The sequence below is a fragment of the Pseudomonas sp. NPDC077649 genome (genome assembly GCF_044542855.1).
Lineage (GTDB): Bacteria > Pseudomonadota > Gammaproteobacteria > Pseudomonadales > Pseudomonadaceae > Aquipseudomonas.
This window is the reverse complement of the sequence record NZ_JBITVF010000009.1, coordinates 60210-76146: the sequence shown is the minus strand read 5'-3', so window position 1 is coordinate 76146 and position 15937 is coordinate 60210. Positions and strand designations below refer to the sequence as shown.

Genomic DNA, 15937 nt, shown 5'->3' with positions numbered 1-15937 from the left:
CCACCGCGCCTGCACAACCCTGCCAACAATGCCAGAATGCCCGCCTGATTCCCGGCTAGCCATTCCCGCATGAAAATCCTCAGCCTGCGCCTGAAGAACCTCAACTCGCTCAAGGGCGAGTGGAAGATCGATTTTTCCGCCGCGCCCTTCGCCGACAGCGGCCTGTTCGCCATCACCGGGCCGACCGGGGCGGGCAAGACCACGCTGCTCGACGCCATCTGCCTGGCCCTGTATCACCGCACGCCGCGCATGGGCACGCTGTCGGCCAGCGGCAACGAGCTGATGACCCGGCACACCGCCGACTGCCTGGCCGAGGTCGAGTTCGAGGTCAAGGGGCAGGGCTATCGCGCCTTCTGGAGCCAGCGCCGCGCGCGCGACAAGGTCGACGGCGCGCTGCAGGCGCCCAAGGTGGAGCTGGCGCGTATCGCCGGCGGCGAGATCCTCACCGACAAGATTCGTGAGAAGGAGAGCCTGACCGCCGAGCTGACCGGCCTGGACTTCGAGCGCTTCACCAAGTCCATGCTGCTGGCCCAGGGCGGTTTCGCCGCCTTTCTCGAGGCGGGCGCCAACCAGCGCGCCGAGCTGCTCGAGGAGCTGACCGGCACCGAGGTGTACGGGCGGATTTCGCAGCAGGTCTACGAGCGCACCAAGGCCGCCGAGCAGGCGCTGAACCTGCTGCAAAGCCGTGCCCAGGGCATGGAACTGCTCGACGAGGCGCAGCGCGGCGAATTGCAGGCCGAGCACCAGCGCCTGAGCCAGGAGGAAGCGCCGCTGCTGGCCCGGCAACAAAGCCTGCAGGCCCAGCGCCGTTGGCGCGAGGCCCTGCAACAGGCCGAGCAGCAGTGCCAGCAGGCGCAGCTGGGCCTGGAGCAGGCGCAGCAGGCTCAGGCGCAGGCGGCTGGCGAGCTGCAGCGCCTGGCCGCCAGCGAGCCGGCGGCGCGGTTGCAGCCGCTGTATCAGGGCTGGCAGCAGGCGCAGCAGGACAGGCAGCAGGCGCACGAGGGGCTGGACGAGCTGCAGCGGCAGCAGCGCGGCTGTGCCGAGCGCGAGTGCCAGCAACTCTGGCTGGCCAGCCGCTATGCCGAGCAAGTCTTGAGTCTGCGCCAGGGCGAATTGCAGGCGCTGCTCGATCGGCGGCGAAGCCTGCAGGCGCGCCTGAACGCTGCCCCGCAGCAGGCGCGGCTGGGCGAGTTGCTCGGCGGCTGGCGCGCGCAGTTCGACCAGCGCGGGCAGCTGCTCAGGGAGCAGCAGGCGCTGCAGACCCGCCTGGCGCAGGAGGCCGAGCAACTCGTCGCCCTGCAGCGTCAAGGCGAGGAGCGCTTGGCGCAGCATGAGCAAGCCGCCGCGCGCCTGGAGCAGGCGCGCGCCAGCGAAGCCCGGCAGCAGGGCGAGCTGCAGGCCTTGCTCGGTGACGGCGGCGAGGCCGGGCTGCGCGAGCGCTGGCAGCAGCTGCAGGTGCAGGGCAGGGCGCTGGACCGTCTGGAGCAGCTGGCGCAGACGCGCGAACGCCTGGCCGGGCAGCTCGCCGAGCTGAGCCCGCGCCTGGCGCAGCTGCAGCACCAGCACGCCGGCAAGCAGGACGAAATCGGCGGCCTGCGCGAGCGCTACAAGCTGCTCAAGCAGCAGCTGGCCGACAAGGAAAAGCTGCTGGAGCAGGAGCAGCGCATTCAGGATCTGGAGGCCTACCGCGCCCGCTTGCAGCCCGGCGAGGCCTGCCCGCTGTGCGGCTCGCACGAGCACCCGGCGGTCAGCCAGTACCAGGCGCTCGACGTCTCCGCCACGCGCCAGGCGTTGGAGCAGGGCCGCAACGATCTGGCGCAGCTGGAAAACCAGGGCGCCAGCCTGCGCGACGAGCTGACCCGCCTAACCACGCAGATCGCCCAGCTGCAGCAGCAGCTGGAGCAGGCCCGCGAACAGGCCGCCCAGCTGGATACGCAGTGGCAGCAGCAACTGGCCGAGCAGGCGTTGTCGCTGGCCGATGGCGCGGCCCTGGCCGAGCTGCAGCGCAGCCATGAGCAGAGCCTGGCGCAAGTGCAGAGCCGGCTGGCCCAGGTCGATAGCCGGCAGGCCGAACTGGCGCAGGCGCGCGGCGCCCGCGAGGTCGCCGAGCGGGCCCTGGCCGATACGCAGCAACGCCAGGCGCTGCTGGCGCGCGATCTGGACAACCTGCAGGCGCGCCAGGCCGAGCAGCAGGGGCGTCTGCAGCAGCTGGAACGGGAGCTGCAGCACCAGGGCCAGACGCTGCTGGCCAGCCTGGACGGCTTCGCCAACCAGTTGCCGGCCGATGGCGCCGCCTGGCTGGACGAACAGCAAGGCGCCTGGCGCGACTGGCAGCAGGCCCAGGCGCAGGATCAGCAGGTGCAGGAGCTGCAGCGCGAGGCGCAGCGTCTGCTCGCCGAGGCCGAGGCGCAGGCCGCTCAGTGGCGGCAGCGCTGGCAGTCCGCCGGCGCTTCGGCATTGGCCGAGCCCGAGCCTGCGGCGCAAGCCGAGCAGGCCCTGCACGATGCGGCCGCCAGCCTGGCCAGCGCCCAGCGCGAAGGCGATGCCCTGCGTGGCCGGGAGCAGAGCCAGCAGGCGCTGCTGCAGCAACTGCAGGCGCGCCTGAACGACGCCGAGCAGCGTTGGCAGCAGGCGCTGGCGACCAGCCCCTTCGCCGACCTGCCGGCGTTTCTCGCCGCGCTGCTGGCCGAGGACGAACGCGAACGTCTCGCCGCCTTGCAGGCGCGATTGCAGCGCGCCCTGACCGAGGCCGCGACCCTGCTGGCCGCCGCCGAAGCGCAGGTGCAGCAGTTGCGCGCTGCGCCGCAGACGGAGCTGGCGCTGGCCGAGCTGGACGCGCAGCTGCAGGCGCTGCAGAGCGAAGTGCGCACGCTGAGCCAGCGCCAGGGCGAACTGCGCGCGCAACTGCAGGCCGACGATGCGCGGCGCAGCAGCCAGCAGGCGCTGTTCGCCGAGATCGAAGCGCAGCAGAGCGAGCACGCCCTGTGGCAGCAGCTCAACGGCCTGATCGGTTCGGCCGACGGCGCCAAGTTCCGCAAGTTCGCCCAGGGCCTGACCCTGGATCACCTGATCCACCTGGCCAACCGCCAGCTGGCGCGCCTGCACGGCCGCTACCAGCTGGCGCGCAAGGGCAGCGGCGAGCTGGAGCTGGAGGTGCTCGACACCTGGCAGGCCGACGTGGCGCGCGACTGCCGCACGCTGTCCGGCGGCGAGAGTTTCCTGGTCAGCCTGGCGCTGGCCCTGGCGCTGTCGGACCTGGTCAGCCACAAGACCAGCATCGATTCGCTGTTTCTCGACGAGGGCTTCGGCACCCTGGACGGCGAGACCCTGGAGGTGGCGCTGGACGCGTTGGACAACCTCAACGCCAGCGGCAAGACCATCGGCGTGATCAGCCACGTCGAGGCGATGAAGGAGCGCATCCCGGTGCAGCTGCGCGTATACAAGGGCGTCGGCCTCGGCTACAGCCGGCTCGACGCGCGTTTTGCGGTGAAGGAAGGAGCATAGCGATGTTGATGCAAGCCAATGAGTCCACCCTGCTGCTGATCGACCTGCAGGAACGCCTGCTGCCGGCCATCGACGGCGCCGCCGAGCTGGCCGAGCAGGCCGCCTGGCTGCTGCGTCTGGCGCAGCGCCTGCAGGTGCCGGTGATCGCCACCGAGCAGTACCCCAAGGGCCTGGGGCCGACCCTGGCGCCGCTGCGCGAACTGCTGCCGGCGGGCGCGCTGCGCGAGAAGATCCACTTTGCCGCCACGGCCGGCGCCGGGCTGTTCGACCTGCCGGGCGGCGCGCGTCGGCAGTTCGTGGTGATGGGCGCGGAAACCCACGTCTGCGTGCTGCAGACGGTGCTCGGCCTGCTGGCCGCCGGGCGCGAGGTGTTCGTGGTGGACGAGGCGGTGGGTTCGCGCACGCCGCGCGACAAGGCCCTGGGCCTGGCGCGCATGCAGCGCGCCGGGGCGGCGATCGTCTCGCGCGAGATGGTCGCCTTCGAGTGGCTGGGGCAAGCCGGCAGCGAGCTGTTCCGCCAGGTCAGCCGCGAGTTTATCCGCTAGCGTTTTCACGCGGCTTGCTGGGTTCCCGCCTGCGCGGGAATGACCAATCCAACTCCCGTCATCCCCGCGAAGGCGGGGATCCACTCGTGTCGCGATACGAATGATCTGTCGCTTTCCGTGGCAGCGCGGAGGATGGATCACGCGTCGCCGATCCAGCGTTCTGGCGGATGTGAAAAGCGACATCCACGCCAGCGCCAGGGCCGTCCGTCCGCTGGCGGGGAAAGGGCCGGCAACTGTTCTACTGTGGTGGGGTATGCGCCGCGCGGGCGGCGCCCTTCACCCGCTACAGGAGCAGATGCGATGGGCAAGAAGATCCTGGTGGTGCTGACCAGCGTGGCCAAGTATCCCAACCTCGACCGGGCCACCGGCCTGTGGCTGGGCGAGGCGGTGCATTTCGTCAAGAAACTGCAGGCGGACGGCCACACGGTCGACTACATCAGCCCGCTGGGCGGCTATACGCCCATCGACCCGCACAGCCTGGCCATGGCCGAACCGGTGGACTGGCAGTGGTATCAGGACAAGGCCTTTATGAACCGCCTCGGCGCCACCCAGCGCCCGGATCGGGTCAAGGCCGAGGACTACGCTGCGATCTACTACGCCGGCGGTCACGGGGTGCTCTGGGACTTCCCCGACAACGCCGCGCTGCAGGCGCTGGCCCGCGACATCTACGAGGCCGGCGGGGTGGTGTCCTCGGTCTGCCACGGCGCGGTGGGCCTGCTCAATATCAAGCTGTCCGACGGCGCGCTGCTGGTGGCCGGCAAGCGCGTCACCGGGTTCTCCAATACCGAGGAGAAGCTCGTCCAGCTGGATCAGCACGTGCCGTTTCTCACCGAGACCGAACTGGTCCGGCGCGGCGCCCACTACGAGAAGGCGCCGGAGCCCTGGCTGCCGTTCGCCATCGCCGACCAGCGCCTGATCACCGGGCAGAACCCGGCCTCCGGCGGGCCGGTGGCCGATCTGGTGCTGGCCGAGCTGCAGCAGGGGGCGGCGCCTGAGGGCATGGTCGGGGCCTGAGGCGCCCCATTCCCTTGTCCCGCCGCTGGCGCTAGAGTGCGCCGCTACTGCCACGCAGGCAGGGGCGGCGCACTGGGCGGAGCGGGCATGACGATCAATTCCTGGCTGGTTATCGGCCTGTTCTTTTTCACCTACCTGGGCATGGCCGCCGGCGGCGTGCGCGGGCTGCGCATCGACCGCAGCTGGATCGCCGGCTGCGCCGCGGTGCTGTTGCTGGTCAGCGGCGCGCTGAGCATGGACGAGGCGGCGCGGCACCTGGATGCCGGGGCCTTGCTGCTGCTGCTGGCGCTGATGCTGATTTCCGCGCAGTTCGACTTCTCCGGGGTGTACGCCTGGCTCAACCAGTACCTGACCCACCATGCCCAGCGTCCGGCGGTGCTGCTGGCCGGGGTGGTGCTGCTCGGCGGGCTGCTCTCGGCGCTGCTGGTCAACGATATCGTCGCCTTCGCCCTAACCCCGCTGCTGTGCCACAGCCTGCAGCTGCGCGGCCTCGACCCGCGGCCGTTTCTCCTGGCCCTGGCGCTGTCGTGCAACGCCGGCTCGGCCGCCAGCCTGATCGGCAACCCGCAGAACATCCTCATCGGCCAGGCCGGCGGCCTGGATTTCTGGGGCTACCTGGCCCTGGCCGCGCCGGTGGCGCTGCTGGCCATGGCCATCGTCTACGCCGTGCTCTGGCTGCAGTGGCGGGGGCGCTGGGGCACGCCGCAGCCGCTGCCGGTGGAGGAAACCCCGGCGGCGCGGATCTACGGCGCGCACAGCTACCTCAAGCCGCTGGCGGCCAGCCTGGCGCTGCTGGCGCTGTTCGCCACGGCGCTGCCGCGCGAGCTGTCGGCGTTGCTGGTGGCGGCGCTGGTGATGGTGTCGCGGCGGGTGGACAGCCGCGACTACGTGCACAAGGTGGACTGGAACCTGCTGCTGCTGTTCGCCGGGCTGTTTCTGGTCAGCGGCGCGGCGCTGGAGTTGCCGGAGCTGGCCGGCGCCGGCCACTGGCTCGCCGAACAGGGGTTGTTGCCGCAGGGTGTGTGGGCGCTGGCCTCGGCCTCGCTGCTGGCCAGCAACCTGATCGGCAACGTGCCCTTCGTGGTGCTGCTGCTGGGCCTGCTGCCGGAAATGTCCGAGCCGGTGCTGGTGGGCCTGGCGCTGATGTCGACCCTGGCCGGCAACCTGCTGCTGATCGGCAGCGTGGTCAACCTGATCGTCGCCGAGGGCGCGCGCCGCCAGGGCGTGGTGCTGGGCTTCGTCGACTACGCCCGCAGCGGCGTGCCGGTGACCCTGCTGAGCATGACCGCGGCCGGGCTGTGGCTGGGCCTGGGCGGCTGGTTGCCCTGGTAGAAGCGGCAGAGCGGCGCACTGCCTCGCCACCACTGCACGGATGCAGGAGCTAGCGCGACGCCGGATGCCAACGCCGCGTACGCCCTACCTCGCGAGTACGCCCTGCATGGCTGGCTCAGCCCCAGTGGCTTTTTCGCCAGGCGCTGCGCTGCTCGGCATCCTTGAAGCTCCAGGCCACCAGGCGGCTCTGCTTCTGGCCCTGGGCCATGCCCAGCACCCGCACCTCACACGCGCCGGCCTTGGCCAGCCAGCCTTGCAGCAGTTCGACGTTGCCGCCCTTGGACACCAGGCTGCTGAACCACAGCAGCTGCTCGGCCACCTGCGCGCTCTCGCTGGCCATGCGCTTGAGGAAGGCCGCCTCGCCGCCCGGGCACCACAGCTCGGCGGCCTGGCCGCCGAAGTTGAGCACCGGCAGCTTGCGCTTGGGGTCGAGCTTGCCGAGGTTGCGCCACTTGCGCGTGCTGCCGCGGCTGGCGTCGTCGGCGCTGGCGTGGAAGGGCGGGTTGCACAGGCTCAGGTCGAAGCGTTCGCCGGGCTGCAGCAGGCCCTGGAAGATGTGCTGCGGCGCGCCTTGCTGGCGCAGCTCGACGGCGCCGGCCAGCTGTGGGTTGGCGGCGACTATGGCGCGCGCCGAGGCCAGCGCCTCGGCGGCGATATCGGCGCCGGTGAAGTGCCAGCCGTATTCGCAGTGGCCGATCAGCGGGTAGATGCAGTTGGCGCCGACGCCGATATCCAGGGCGCGGATGGCGCCGCCACGCGGGATCTGCCCGGCATTTTCGCTGGCCAGCAGATCGGCGAGGTTGTGCAGGTAATCGGCGCGCCCGGGGATCGGTGGGCACAGGTAGCCGTCGGGAATGTCCCAGTGCTCGATGCCGTAGAACTGCTTGAGCAGGGCGCGGTTGAATACTTTCACGGCGGCCGGATCGGCGAAGTCGATGCTCGGCTTGCCATAGGGATTGCTGATGACGAAGCGGCCCAGATCGGGGCTGAGCTGGATCAGCGCGGGAAAGTCGTAATGGCCCTGGTGGCGGTTGCGCGGGTGCAGCTGGCCCTTGGCCGGAGCGGTCTTGACGGCGGGCGGGGCGGGCTTGCGCGGGCGTTTCGGCGGCTGGGGCATGGCGGGCATCTGGCGAGTCGGGGCGCGGGATTTTCCCACAGCCAGGCCGGGCTTTGTAGGAGCGAGCTCTGCTCGCGAATTCGTTGGCCTTCAGCGAACCTGGCTAGCGGCAAAAGCTTCGCGAGCAGAGCTCGCTCCTACGCTTGGTGATCCCCCGCGCTACAGCGGAAAAATCAGCGGCACCAGCAGCACGCTGACGACCATCACCAGCAGGGTGAAGGGCACGCCGATGCGCACGAAGTCGCCGAAGCGGTACTGGCCAGGGCCGAGCACCAGGGTGTTGACCGGCGAAGAGATCGGCGTCATGAACGCCGCCGAGGCGGCCAGCGCCACGGTCATGGCGAAGGGCAGCGGCGAGGCGTCCAGCGCCTGCGCGGTGGCGATGGCCACCGGCGCCATCAGCACCGCGGTGGCGGTGTTGGAGATGAACAGACCGATCAGCGCGGTCAGGGCGAACAGGCTGGCGAGGATCAGGTAGGGCCCGGCGCCGCCCAGGCCGCCGACCAGCAGCTGGACCGCCAGCTCGACGCCGCCGGTCTGCTGCAGGGCCTGGGCGAAGGGCAGCATGCCGACGATGAGGATCAGCGTCGGCCAGTGGATGGCGCGGTAGGCGCTATCGAGGTCGATGCAGCGAAACGCGCCCAGCAGCAGGCAGGCGATCAGCGCGGCCAGCACGTTGGGCACCAGGCCGGAAACCATCAGCGCCACCATCACCGCCAGGCTGAGCAGGGCGTAGGGCGCCTTGCGCGCGGCCGGCGCCACCTCGGCCACTTCCGCCGGCAGGCTGAGTACCAGGAAATCGCGGCTCTGCGTCTGCAGGCGGTGGATGTCCTTCCATTCGCCGGCCACCAGCAGGCAGTCCGAGGCCTTGAGCTTCTCGTCCACCAGCAGGCCTTCCAGGGCCCGACCCTGGCGGCGCAGGCCGACCACGTTGAGCTTGTGCCGCGAGCGAAAGCCCAGTTCCTGGATGGTCTTGCCCGGCAGCTGCGACTCCGGCGGCAGCGCCACCTCGGCCAGGCCCAGCTGGTGGGCGTGCCGGCTGAAGTAGGAGTGCGGCAGCGGCATGGGTTCCAGGCCCAGCGCCTGGTAGCTGCCGAGCAGGTCGATGGCGGGGCTGGCGATGTCCACCAGCAGCACGTCGCCGGGCTCCAGCTGGGTGTTGCCGCTGGCCACCAGCAGCAGGCTGCGCAGGCGTCGGCGGCGCTCGACGGCGATCACGTTGATGCCGTAGTCGCGGCGCAGCGCCAGCTCGTTGAGCACCTGGTTGGCCAGCGGCGAGTCGGCGCGCAGTAGCAGGCGCCGCTCGCGGCCGTTCAGGCGGTAGCGTTCGGCCAGGTCGGCGAGGGTCAGGCGTGGCGGCTCATCGCCCTTGCCGGCCGCGCTGCGCACCAGCCAGCGCCGCGCCAGCAGCATGTAGCCGATGCCGAGCAGCAGCACGGCCAGGCCGATGGGGGTGAAGTCGAAGAAGGAAAAACCGTCCAGGCCGGCGCGGCGCAGTTCGGCGTGCACCACCAGGTTGGGCGGGGTGGCCACCAGGGTGAGCATGCCGCTGATCAGCCCGGCGAAGGCCAGCGGCATCATCAGCCGCGCCGGGGCGATGCGCAGGCGCGCGGCGACGCCGAGCACCACCGGGATGAAGATCGCCACCACGCCGGTGGAGCTCATCACCGAGCCGAGGCCGGCGACCGTCAGCATCAGCAGGATCAACAGGCGCGTCTCGCTGCTATCGGCCCTGGCCACCAGCCAGTCGCCGAGGCGGTAGGCGATGCCGGTGCGCACCAGGCCGTCGCCGATGACGAACAGCGCGGCGATCAGGATCACGTTGGCGTCGCTGAAGCCGGCCAGGCTCTGTTGCAGGTCGAGCACGCCGCTCAGCGGCAGGGCGACCAGCACCAGCAGGGCGACCACGTCCATGCGCGGCTTGCCGATGACGAAGAGGGTGACGGCGCCGGCCAGCAGGCCCAGCACCCAGAGCAGATCCGGATTCATCGCAACTCTCTAACGCCTGCTCACAACCTGCTGCGTTGAAAACAGGCTCGGAGTGCTCATTTACCACAAGTAAACTGCGCCTCCTCTCCTGTTTTCGCCTTGCAGGAACCTAGCTCGCTAGGCTGTGAGCAGGCTCTAAATGCTGGCGAGTATTTCAGGGATAACCGAGGGTGGTCTTGATCTGTTGCAGGTTAGCGGCGATCCAGCGCTTGTCGAAGGGGCCCCAGTCGCGGATCAGGTAGTGCCCGGCGTTGTTGCGCTCGCCCGCGTTCTGCTCGAACTGGCAGTCGATATCCAGTTCGGCCAGCGCCGCCAGGGTGTCCTGGGCGGTGCGCCGTGGCATGCCGGTGGCGGCCATCAGCGCCGGCACGCTGGTGGCCTGGCCGCTGTCGATCAGCCAGGCGACGTAGAGGCGGCGGTAGAAGCTGGTGCGGGTCTTGCTCACGTCCATGTGCGGCGCTCCCTGTTACAGGCTGGCGATGGCGATATAGGTGGCGGCGCCGGCCAGGTAGCCGATAAAGGCCAGGCCGGTGATCTTCTTCAGGTACCAGATGAAGTTGATCTTCTCCATGCCCATGGCGGCCACCCCGGCCGCCGAGCCGATGATCAGGCAGCTGCCGCCGGTGCCGGCGCAGTAGGCGAGCATTTCCCAGAAGTTGCCGTTGACCACGAAGTTGCGCAGCCAGGGCAGTTCGCTGGCGGCGGCGGTGGCCAGGGTTTCCGGGCTGACCAGCGGGTACATCTTCATCGCACCGGCGACCATCGGCACGTTGTCCACCACCGCCGACAGCATGCCGATGGAGATGGCGATGCTGTAGACGTTGCCCAGGCTGTCCTTGAGGTAGGTGGCGACCTGGATCAGGTGGCCGGCGCTGGACAGCGCCGACACCGCCAGCAGGATGCCGAGGAAGAACAGCACGCTGGTGATGTCGATGCGGCGCAGCACGCCGACCACCGACAGCGGGTCCTTGTCCTCGCTGTTCTTGCTGCGGTGGATGATTTCGGTGGTCACCCACAGCAGGCCGAGGCCGAAGAGGATGCCCATGTACGGCGGCAGGTGGGTGATGGTCTTGAACACCGGGACGAAGATCAGCGCGCCTAGCCCTAAGCAGAACACCAGGTTGCGCTCGAACGGGGTGGTCGGGTCGCGGCGGCTTTCGGCGCTTTCCTTGAGCCGCGGCGGGGTGACCTCGCCCTTGAGCACGAAGCTCATGAGGATCAGCGGCACCAGCAGGCAGACCAGGCTGGGCAGGAACAGCTTGGCGATGATGCCGGTGGCGGTGACCTGCTCGCCGATCCACAGCATGGTGGTGGTGACGTCGCCGATGGGCGACCAGGCGCCGCCGGAGTTGGCGGCGATCACCACGATGCCGGCGTAGAACCAGCGCTCGTGCTGGTCGGCGATCAGCTTGCGCAGCAGCGAGATCATCACGATGGTGGTGGCCAGGTTGTCCAGCGCGGCGGAGAGGAAGAAGGTGATCAGCCCCACCAGCCACAGCAGGTGCACACGCTTGGTGGTGCGGATGCGGTCGGTGATCACCTTGAAGCCTTCGTGGGCGTCGATCAGCTCGACTATGGTCATGGCGCCCATGAGGAAGAACAGGATCTCGGAGATCTCGCCCAGGTGGTGGCGCAGTTCCTCGACCACGTGATGGGTGTTGGTGCTGGCGCCGGCGGTGCCGGTGCCCAGCAGCGGCAGGATGCTGTCGGCGCCCAGTACCAGGATGGTCCAGGCGACCACGGCGGTGAGCAGCGCGGAGGCCGCCTTGTCGATCTTTAACGGGTGCTCCAGTGCGATGCACAGGTAGCCGAGGACAAAGACGAGTGCCATCAACGCATACATGTTCGGGGGTTCCGTTCTGATTTTTATTGGTCGGGAAGTGCCGGAGGCTGTAGCCAGGCGGCTGAAGATGCCTGAATCAATTGGAAAAAGGGAAGGCTTTTATGGCGAAAAGGGGCAAACAGCATCAGCGTTTTGCGACCTGATGAGGAGTCCCGGGACGGCGCGGCGGTCGCCCCGGTGGCTAGCGCGGATGCCTAGTCGAGCGCTTGCGGCTTGGGCGGCGCGATATAGGCCAGGGCGATGGCCAGCAGCGGCATGATCAGGTTGAAGAAGCAGTAGGGCAGGTAGCTCAGGGTGGCCACGCCGAGGGTGGCGGCCATGTAGGCGCCGCAGGTGTTCCAGGGCACCAGCACCGAGGTCAGGGTGCCGCCGTCTTCCAGGGCGCGCGACAGGCTGGTCGGCGGCAGGCCGCGCTTCTCGTACTCGGCGCGGTACATGCGCCCCGGCAGCACCAGGGCGATGTACTGGTCGGCGGTGATGACGTTGGTGCCGATGCTGGTGGTGATGGTGCTGGCGACCAGACCGCTGTCGCTGCGTACCAGGCGCAGCGCGCTGTGCAGCAGGCGCTGGAGCAGGCCGAGGCGCTCCAGCACACCGCCGAAGCACATGGCGCAGATGATCAGCCACACGGTGGTGAGCATGCTGGCCATACCGCCCTTGGACAGCAGGCCGTCCAGCTCGGCGTTGCCGCTGGCCGACTGATAGCCGGCGAACAGCGCGCTCCATACCGTCTTCAGCGGCGCCAGGGCGCCGGCCGCCGGATCGGCCAGGCGGCTCATCACTTCGGGTTGGAACAGCACGGCGAACAGCGCGCCGAGCAGGGCGGCGAGAAACACCGCGGGGAAGGCCGCCCACTGGCGCACCGCGAGCAGCAGCAGAAAGGCCACCGGCAGCAGCAGGTGCCAGCCCAGACTGAACTGCGTTTCCAGCGCCGCCAGCACCTCGGCGATGCGCCCGGTGTCGTGGCTGGCGCCGGCCTGCTGGCCGAGCACGAAGAAGATCGCCAGGGCGATCAGCAGCGCCGGTAGCGTGGTGCGCAGCATGTTGCGGATATGCGCGAACAGCTCGGCGCCGGCGGCGGCCGGGGCCAGGTTGGTGGTGTCCGACAGCGGCGACAGCTTGTCGCCGAAGTAGGCGCCGGAAATGATCGCCCCCGCGGTGATCGCCGGATCCAGACCCAGACCCGCGGCCACGCCCATCAGGCCGATGCCGAGGGTTCCGGCCACCGTCCAGGAGCTGCCGATCGACAGCGCGGTGAGCGCGCAGATCAGGCAACTGGTGAGGTAGAAGTACTCGGCGCTGATCAGCTTCAGGCCGAGCCAGATCATGGTCGGCACGGTGCCGGCGAGAATCCAGGTGCCGATCAGGGCGCCGACCGCCAGCAGGATCAGGTTGGCCTTCATCGCCATATGGATGCCGGCGAGTATGCCTTCCTCGATCTCGGCCCAGCGCAGGCCGTTCTTCAGGCCGACCAGGCCGGCGACGAAGGCGGCGCTCATCAGGGCGATCTGGTTCGGCCCGCTGGAGGAGCCGTCGCCGAACAGGTAGACGGAAAGGCCGAGCAGCAGCACCAGCACGCCGATCGGCAGCAGCGCGTCGAGTAGGGAAGGGGAGCGGGCAGTCATGGGTGTACCGGTCAATCGATGAAACGGAGGCCGAGTCGGGCCTCTGCAGAAAAAACAAAACCCGCGCCGGTTAGGGCGCGGGCCTGTGGGTATTGCGCAGGGATTAGAGCGCGGCGATCTTGCCGCGCTGCTCCACCAGCTTGCTCAGCGCTTGCTCGGCCTCGGCCAGCTTGGCGCGTTCCTTGTCCAGCACTTCGGCCGGCGCCTTGGCGACGAAGCCTTCGTTGGCGAGCTTGCCGCCGACGCGCTGCACCTCGCCCTGCAGGCGGGCGATTTCCTTGTCCAGGCGCGCCAGCTCGGCGTCCTTGTCGATCAGCCCGGCCATCGGCACCAGCACCTGCATCTCGCCGACCAGGGCGGTGGCGGACATCGGCGCTTCTTCACCGGCGGCCAGTACGCGCACCGATTCCAGCTTGGCCAGCTTGTTCAGCAGCGGCTCGAAGTCGGCCAGGCGGCGCAGGTCGGAGGCCGCGGCGTTCTGCACGATGATGTCGATGCGCTTGGCCATGGAGATCTTCATCTCGCCACGGATCTGGCGCACGCCGAGCATCAGCTGCTTGACCCACTCGATATCGGCCTCGGCGGCGGCGTCGATGCGCTCCTCGGCGGCGACCGGCCAGGGCTGCAGCATCAGGGTGGCGCCGTCCTTGCCGGCCAGGGCCTTGATGCGCTGCCAGATTTCCTCGGTGATGAAGGGCATGAAGGGGTGGGCCAGGCGCAGGATCACTTCCAGCACGCGCACCAGGGTGCGGCGGGTGCCGCGCTGGCGTTCGATCGGGGCGTTCTCGTCCCACAGCACCGGCTTGACCAGCTCCAGGTACCAGGCGCAGTACTCGTCCCAGATGAACTCATACAAGGCTTGTGCCGCCATGTCGAAGCGGAAGGCGTCGAGGTGGCGGGTGACGTCCTGCTCGCAGCGCTGCAGGGCGGAGATGATCCAGCGGTCGACCGGCGACAGATCCACTGGCTCGCCGTTGACGCCGGTGTCCTGGCCATCGGTGTTCTCGATGACGAAGTTGGCGGCGTTCCACAGCTTGTTGCAGAAGTTGCGGTAGCCCTCGACGCGGCCCATGTCGAACTTGATGTCGCGGCCGGTGGAGGCCAGCGCCAGGTTGGTGAAGCGCAGGGCGTCGGTGCCGTAGGCGGCGATGCCTTCGGGGAACTCGGCGCGGGTCTGCTTGGCGATCTTCTCGGCCAGCTTGGGCTGCATCATGCCGCTGGTGCGTTTTTCCAGCAGCTCGTCCAGGCTGATGCCGTCGACTATGTCCAGCGGGTCGAGCACGTTGCCCTTGGACTTGGACATCTTCTGCCCCTGGCCGTCGCGCACCAGGCCGTGCACGTACACGGTCTTGAACGGGATCTGCCCGGTCAGGTGGGTCGACAGCATGATCATCCGGGCGACCCAGAAGAAGATGATGTCGAAGCCGGTGACCAGTACGTCGGTCGGGTGGAAGGTCTTGAGGAAATCGGTCTGCTCGGGCCAGCCGAGGGTGGAGAAGGTCCACAGACCGGAGCTGAACCAGGTGTCCAGCACGTCTTCGTCCTGACGCAGGGCGATGTCACCCAGGTTGTGCTGGGCGCGCACTTCCGCCTCGTCGCGGCCGACATAGACGTTGCCGGCCTCGTCGTACCAGGCCGGGATGCGGTGGCCCCACCACAGCTGACGGCTGATGCACCAGTCCTGGATGTCGCGCATCCAGCTGAAGTACATGTTTTCGTACTGCTTGGGCACGAACTGGATCTCGCCGCTCTCGACCACGGCGATGGCCTTCTCGGCCAGCGGCTTGGTGGAGACGTACCACTGGTCGGTCAGCCAGGGCTCGATCACGGTGCCGGAGCGGTCGCCCTTCGGCACTTTCAGGGCGTGGTCTTCGATCTTCTCCAAGAGGCCTGCGGCTTCGAAGGCGGCGACGATGCGCTTGCGCGCCTCGAAGCGGTCCAGGCCGGCGTATTCGGCCGGCAGGCTGCCGTCGACCCCGGTGTTGACGCTGCCGTCGATATTGAACACCTGGGCGCGCGCCAGTACCGCGGCGTCGGCATCGAAGATATTGATCAGCGGCAGGTTGTGGCGCTTGCCGACTTCATAGTCGTTGAAGTCGTGCGCCGGGGTGATCTTCACGCAGCCGGTGCCGAACTCGGGGTCGCAGTAGTCATCGGCGATGATCGGGATGCGGCGGCCCACCAGCGGCAGTTCGACGAAGCTGCCGATCAGCGCCTTATAGCGCTCGTCCTCCGGGTGCACGGCCACGGCGGCGTCGCCGAGCATGGTTTCCGGGCGGGTGGTGGCGACGATCAGATGATCCTTGCCGTCGGCGGTCTTCTTGCCGTCGGCCAGCGGGTAGCGCAGGTTCCACAGGTGGCCCTTCTCGTCGTGGTTTTCCACTTCGAGGTCGGAGATGGCGGTGTGGAACTTGGTGTCCCAGTTGACCAGGCGCTTGCCGCGATAGATCAGGCCGTCCTGATGCAGGCGCACGAAGGCTTCCTTGACTGCTTCCGAGAGGCCCTCGTCCATGGTGAAGCGCTCGCGCGACCAGTCCACCGAGCTGCCCAGGCGACGGATCTGCCGGGTGATGGTGCCGCCGGACTGTTCCTTCCACTCCCAGACCTTCTCCAGGAACTTCTCGCGGCCCAGGTCGTGACGGCCGATGCCCTGCGCGGCCAGCTGGCGCTCCACCACCATCTGGGTGGCGATGCCCGCGTGGTCGGTGCCCGGCTGCCACAGGGTGTTGCGGCCCTGCATGCGGCGGAAGCGGATCAGGCAGTCCATGATCGAGTTGTTGAAGCCGTGGCCCATGTGCAGGCTGCCGGTGACGTTCGGCGGCGGGATCATGATGCAGTACGGCTCACCGCTACCCTGTGGGGCGAAGTAGTTGTTCTGCTCCCAGGTCTGGTACCAGTTGGATTCGATGGCGTGCGGCTGGTAGGTCTTGTCCATGCGCGGCGGGACCCTTGTGACGGCTGATCGGAA

10 protein-coding genes are annotated in these 15937 nt (G+C 68.7%); 4 read left to right on the top strand and 6 right to left on the bottom strand.

The annotated features are described in order from the left end of the window. Positions 1–69 precede the first annotated feature (69 nt). The 4 genes from ACIGFL_RS22025 to ACIGFL_RS22010 all read left to right on the top strand — a co-directional run bounded on the left by ACIGFL_RS22025 (position 70) and on the right by ACIGFL_RS22010 (position 6395). A complete protein-coding gene (locus tag ACIGFL_RS22025; protein WP_397498570.1) occupies positions 70–3504 on the top strand; it encodes an AAA family ATPase in 3435 nt (1144 codons plus the stop codon). 2 nt (positions 3505–3506) lie between these two features. Continuing rightward, the gene (locus tag ACIGFL_RS22020; protein ID WP_397498569.1) at positions 3507–4049 is read left to right on the top strand and encodes an isochorismatase family protein; all 543 of its coding nucleotides are present in this window, start codon (positions 3507–3509) and stop codon (positions 4047–4049) included. 300 nt (positions 4050–4349) lie between these two features. Then, positions 4350–5063: a type 1 glutamine amidotransferase domain-containing protein gene (locus tag ACIGFL_RS22015; RefSeq protein ID WP_397498568.1), complete on the top strand. Its 714-nt coding sequence runs from the start codon at positions 4350–4352 to the stop codon at positions 5061–5063. Positions 5064–5150: 87 nt separating this feature from the next. Next, a complete protein-coding gene (locus tag ACIGFL_RS22010; protein WP_397498567.1) occupies positions 5151–6395 on the top strand; it encodes an SLC13 family permease in 1245 nt (414 codons plus the stop codon). A gap of 115 nt (positions 6396–6510) precedes the next feature. Here ACIGFL_RS22010 and rlmF read toward each other — a convergent pair whose 3' ends face one another. From rlmF to ACIGFL_RS21980, 6 genes are all read right to left on the bottom strand, one after another. Continuing rightward, the gene (rlmF, locus tag ACIGFL_RS22005) at positions 6511–7512 is read right to left on the bottom strand and encodes a 23S rRNA (adenine(1618)-N(6))-methyltransferase RlmF (RefSeq protein ID WP_397498610.1); all 1002 of its coding nucleotides are present in this window, start codon (positions 7510–7512) and stop codon (positions 6511–6513) included. A gap of 159 nt (positions 7513–7671) precedes the next feature. Beyond that, positions 7672–9501, bottom strand: coding sequence for an SLC13 family permease (locus tag ACIGFL_RS22000; protein WP_397498566.1), 1830 nt, complete (start codon positions 9499–9501; stop codon positions 7672–7674). 154 nt (positions 9502–9655) lie between these two features. Further along, entirely contained in the window at positions 9656–9952 is a 297-nt protein-coding gene (locus tag ACIGFL_RS21995; protein WP_021443321.1) for a helix-turn-helix domain-containing protein, read from the bottom strand. A gap of 15 nt (positions 9953–9967) precedes the next feature. Beyond that, a complete protein-coding gene (gene nhaD / locus ACIGFL_RS21990; RefSeq protein ID WP_021443322.1) occupies positions 9968–11344 on the bottom strand; it encodes a sodium:proton antiporter NhaD in 1377 nt (458 codons plus the stop codon). A 194-nt stretch (positions 11345–11538) separates the two neighbouring features. After that, positions 11539–12969: a Na+/H+ antiporter NhaC gene (gene nhaC / locus ACIGFL_RS21985; protein WP_397498565.1), complete on the bottom strand. Its 1431-nt coding sequence runs from the start codon at positions 12967–12969 to the stop codon at positions 11539–11541. Positions 12970–13072: 103 nt separating this feature from the next. After that, positions 13073–15904: a valine--tRNA ligase gene (locus ACIGFL_RS21980; RefSeq protein ID WP_397498564.1), complete on the bottom strand. Its 2832-nt coding sequence runs from the start codon at positions 15902–15904 to the stop codon at positions 13073–13075. Positions 15905–15937 lie beyond the last annotated feature (33 nt).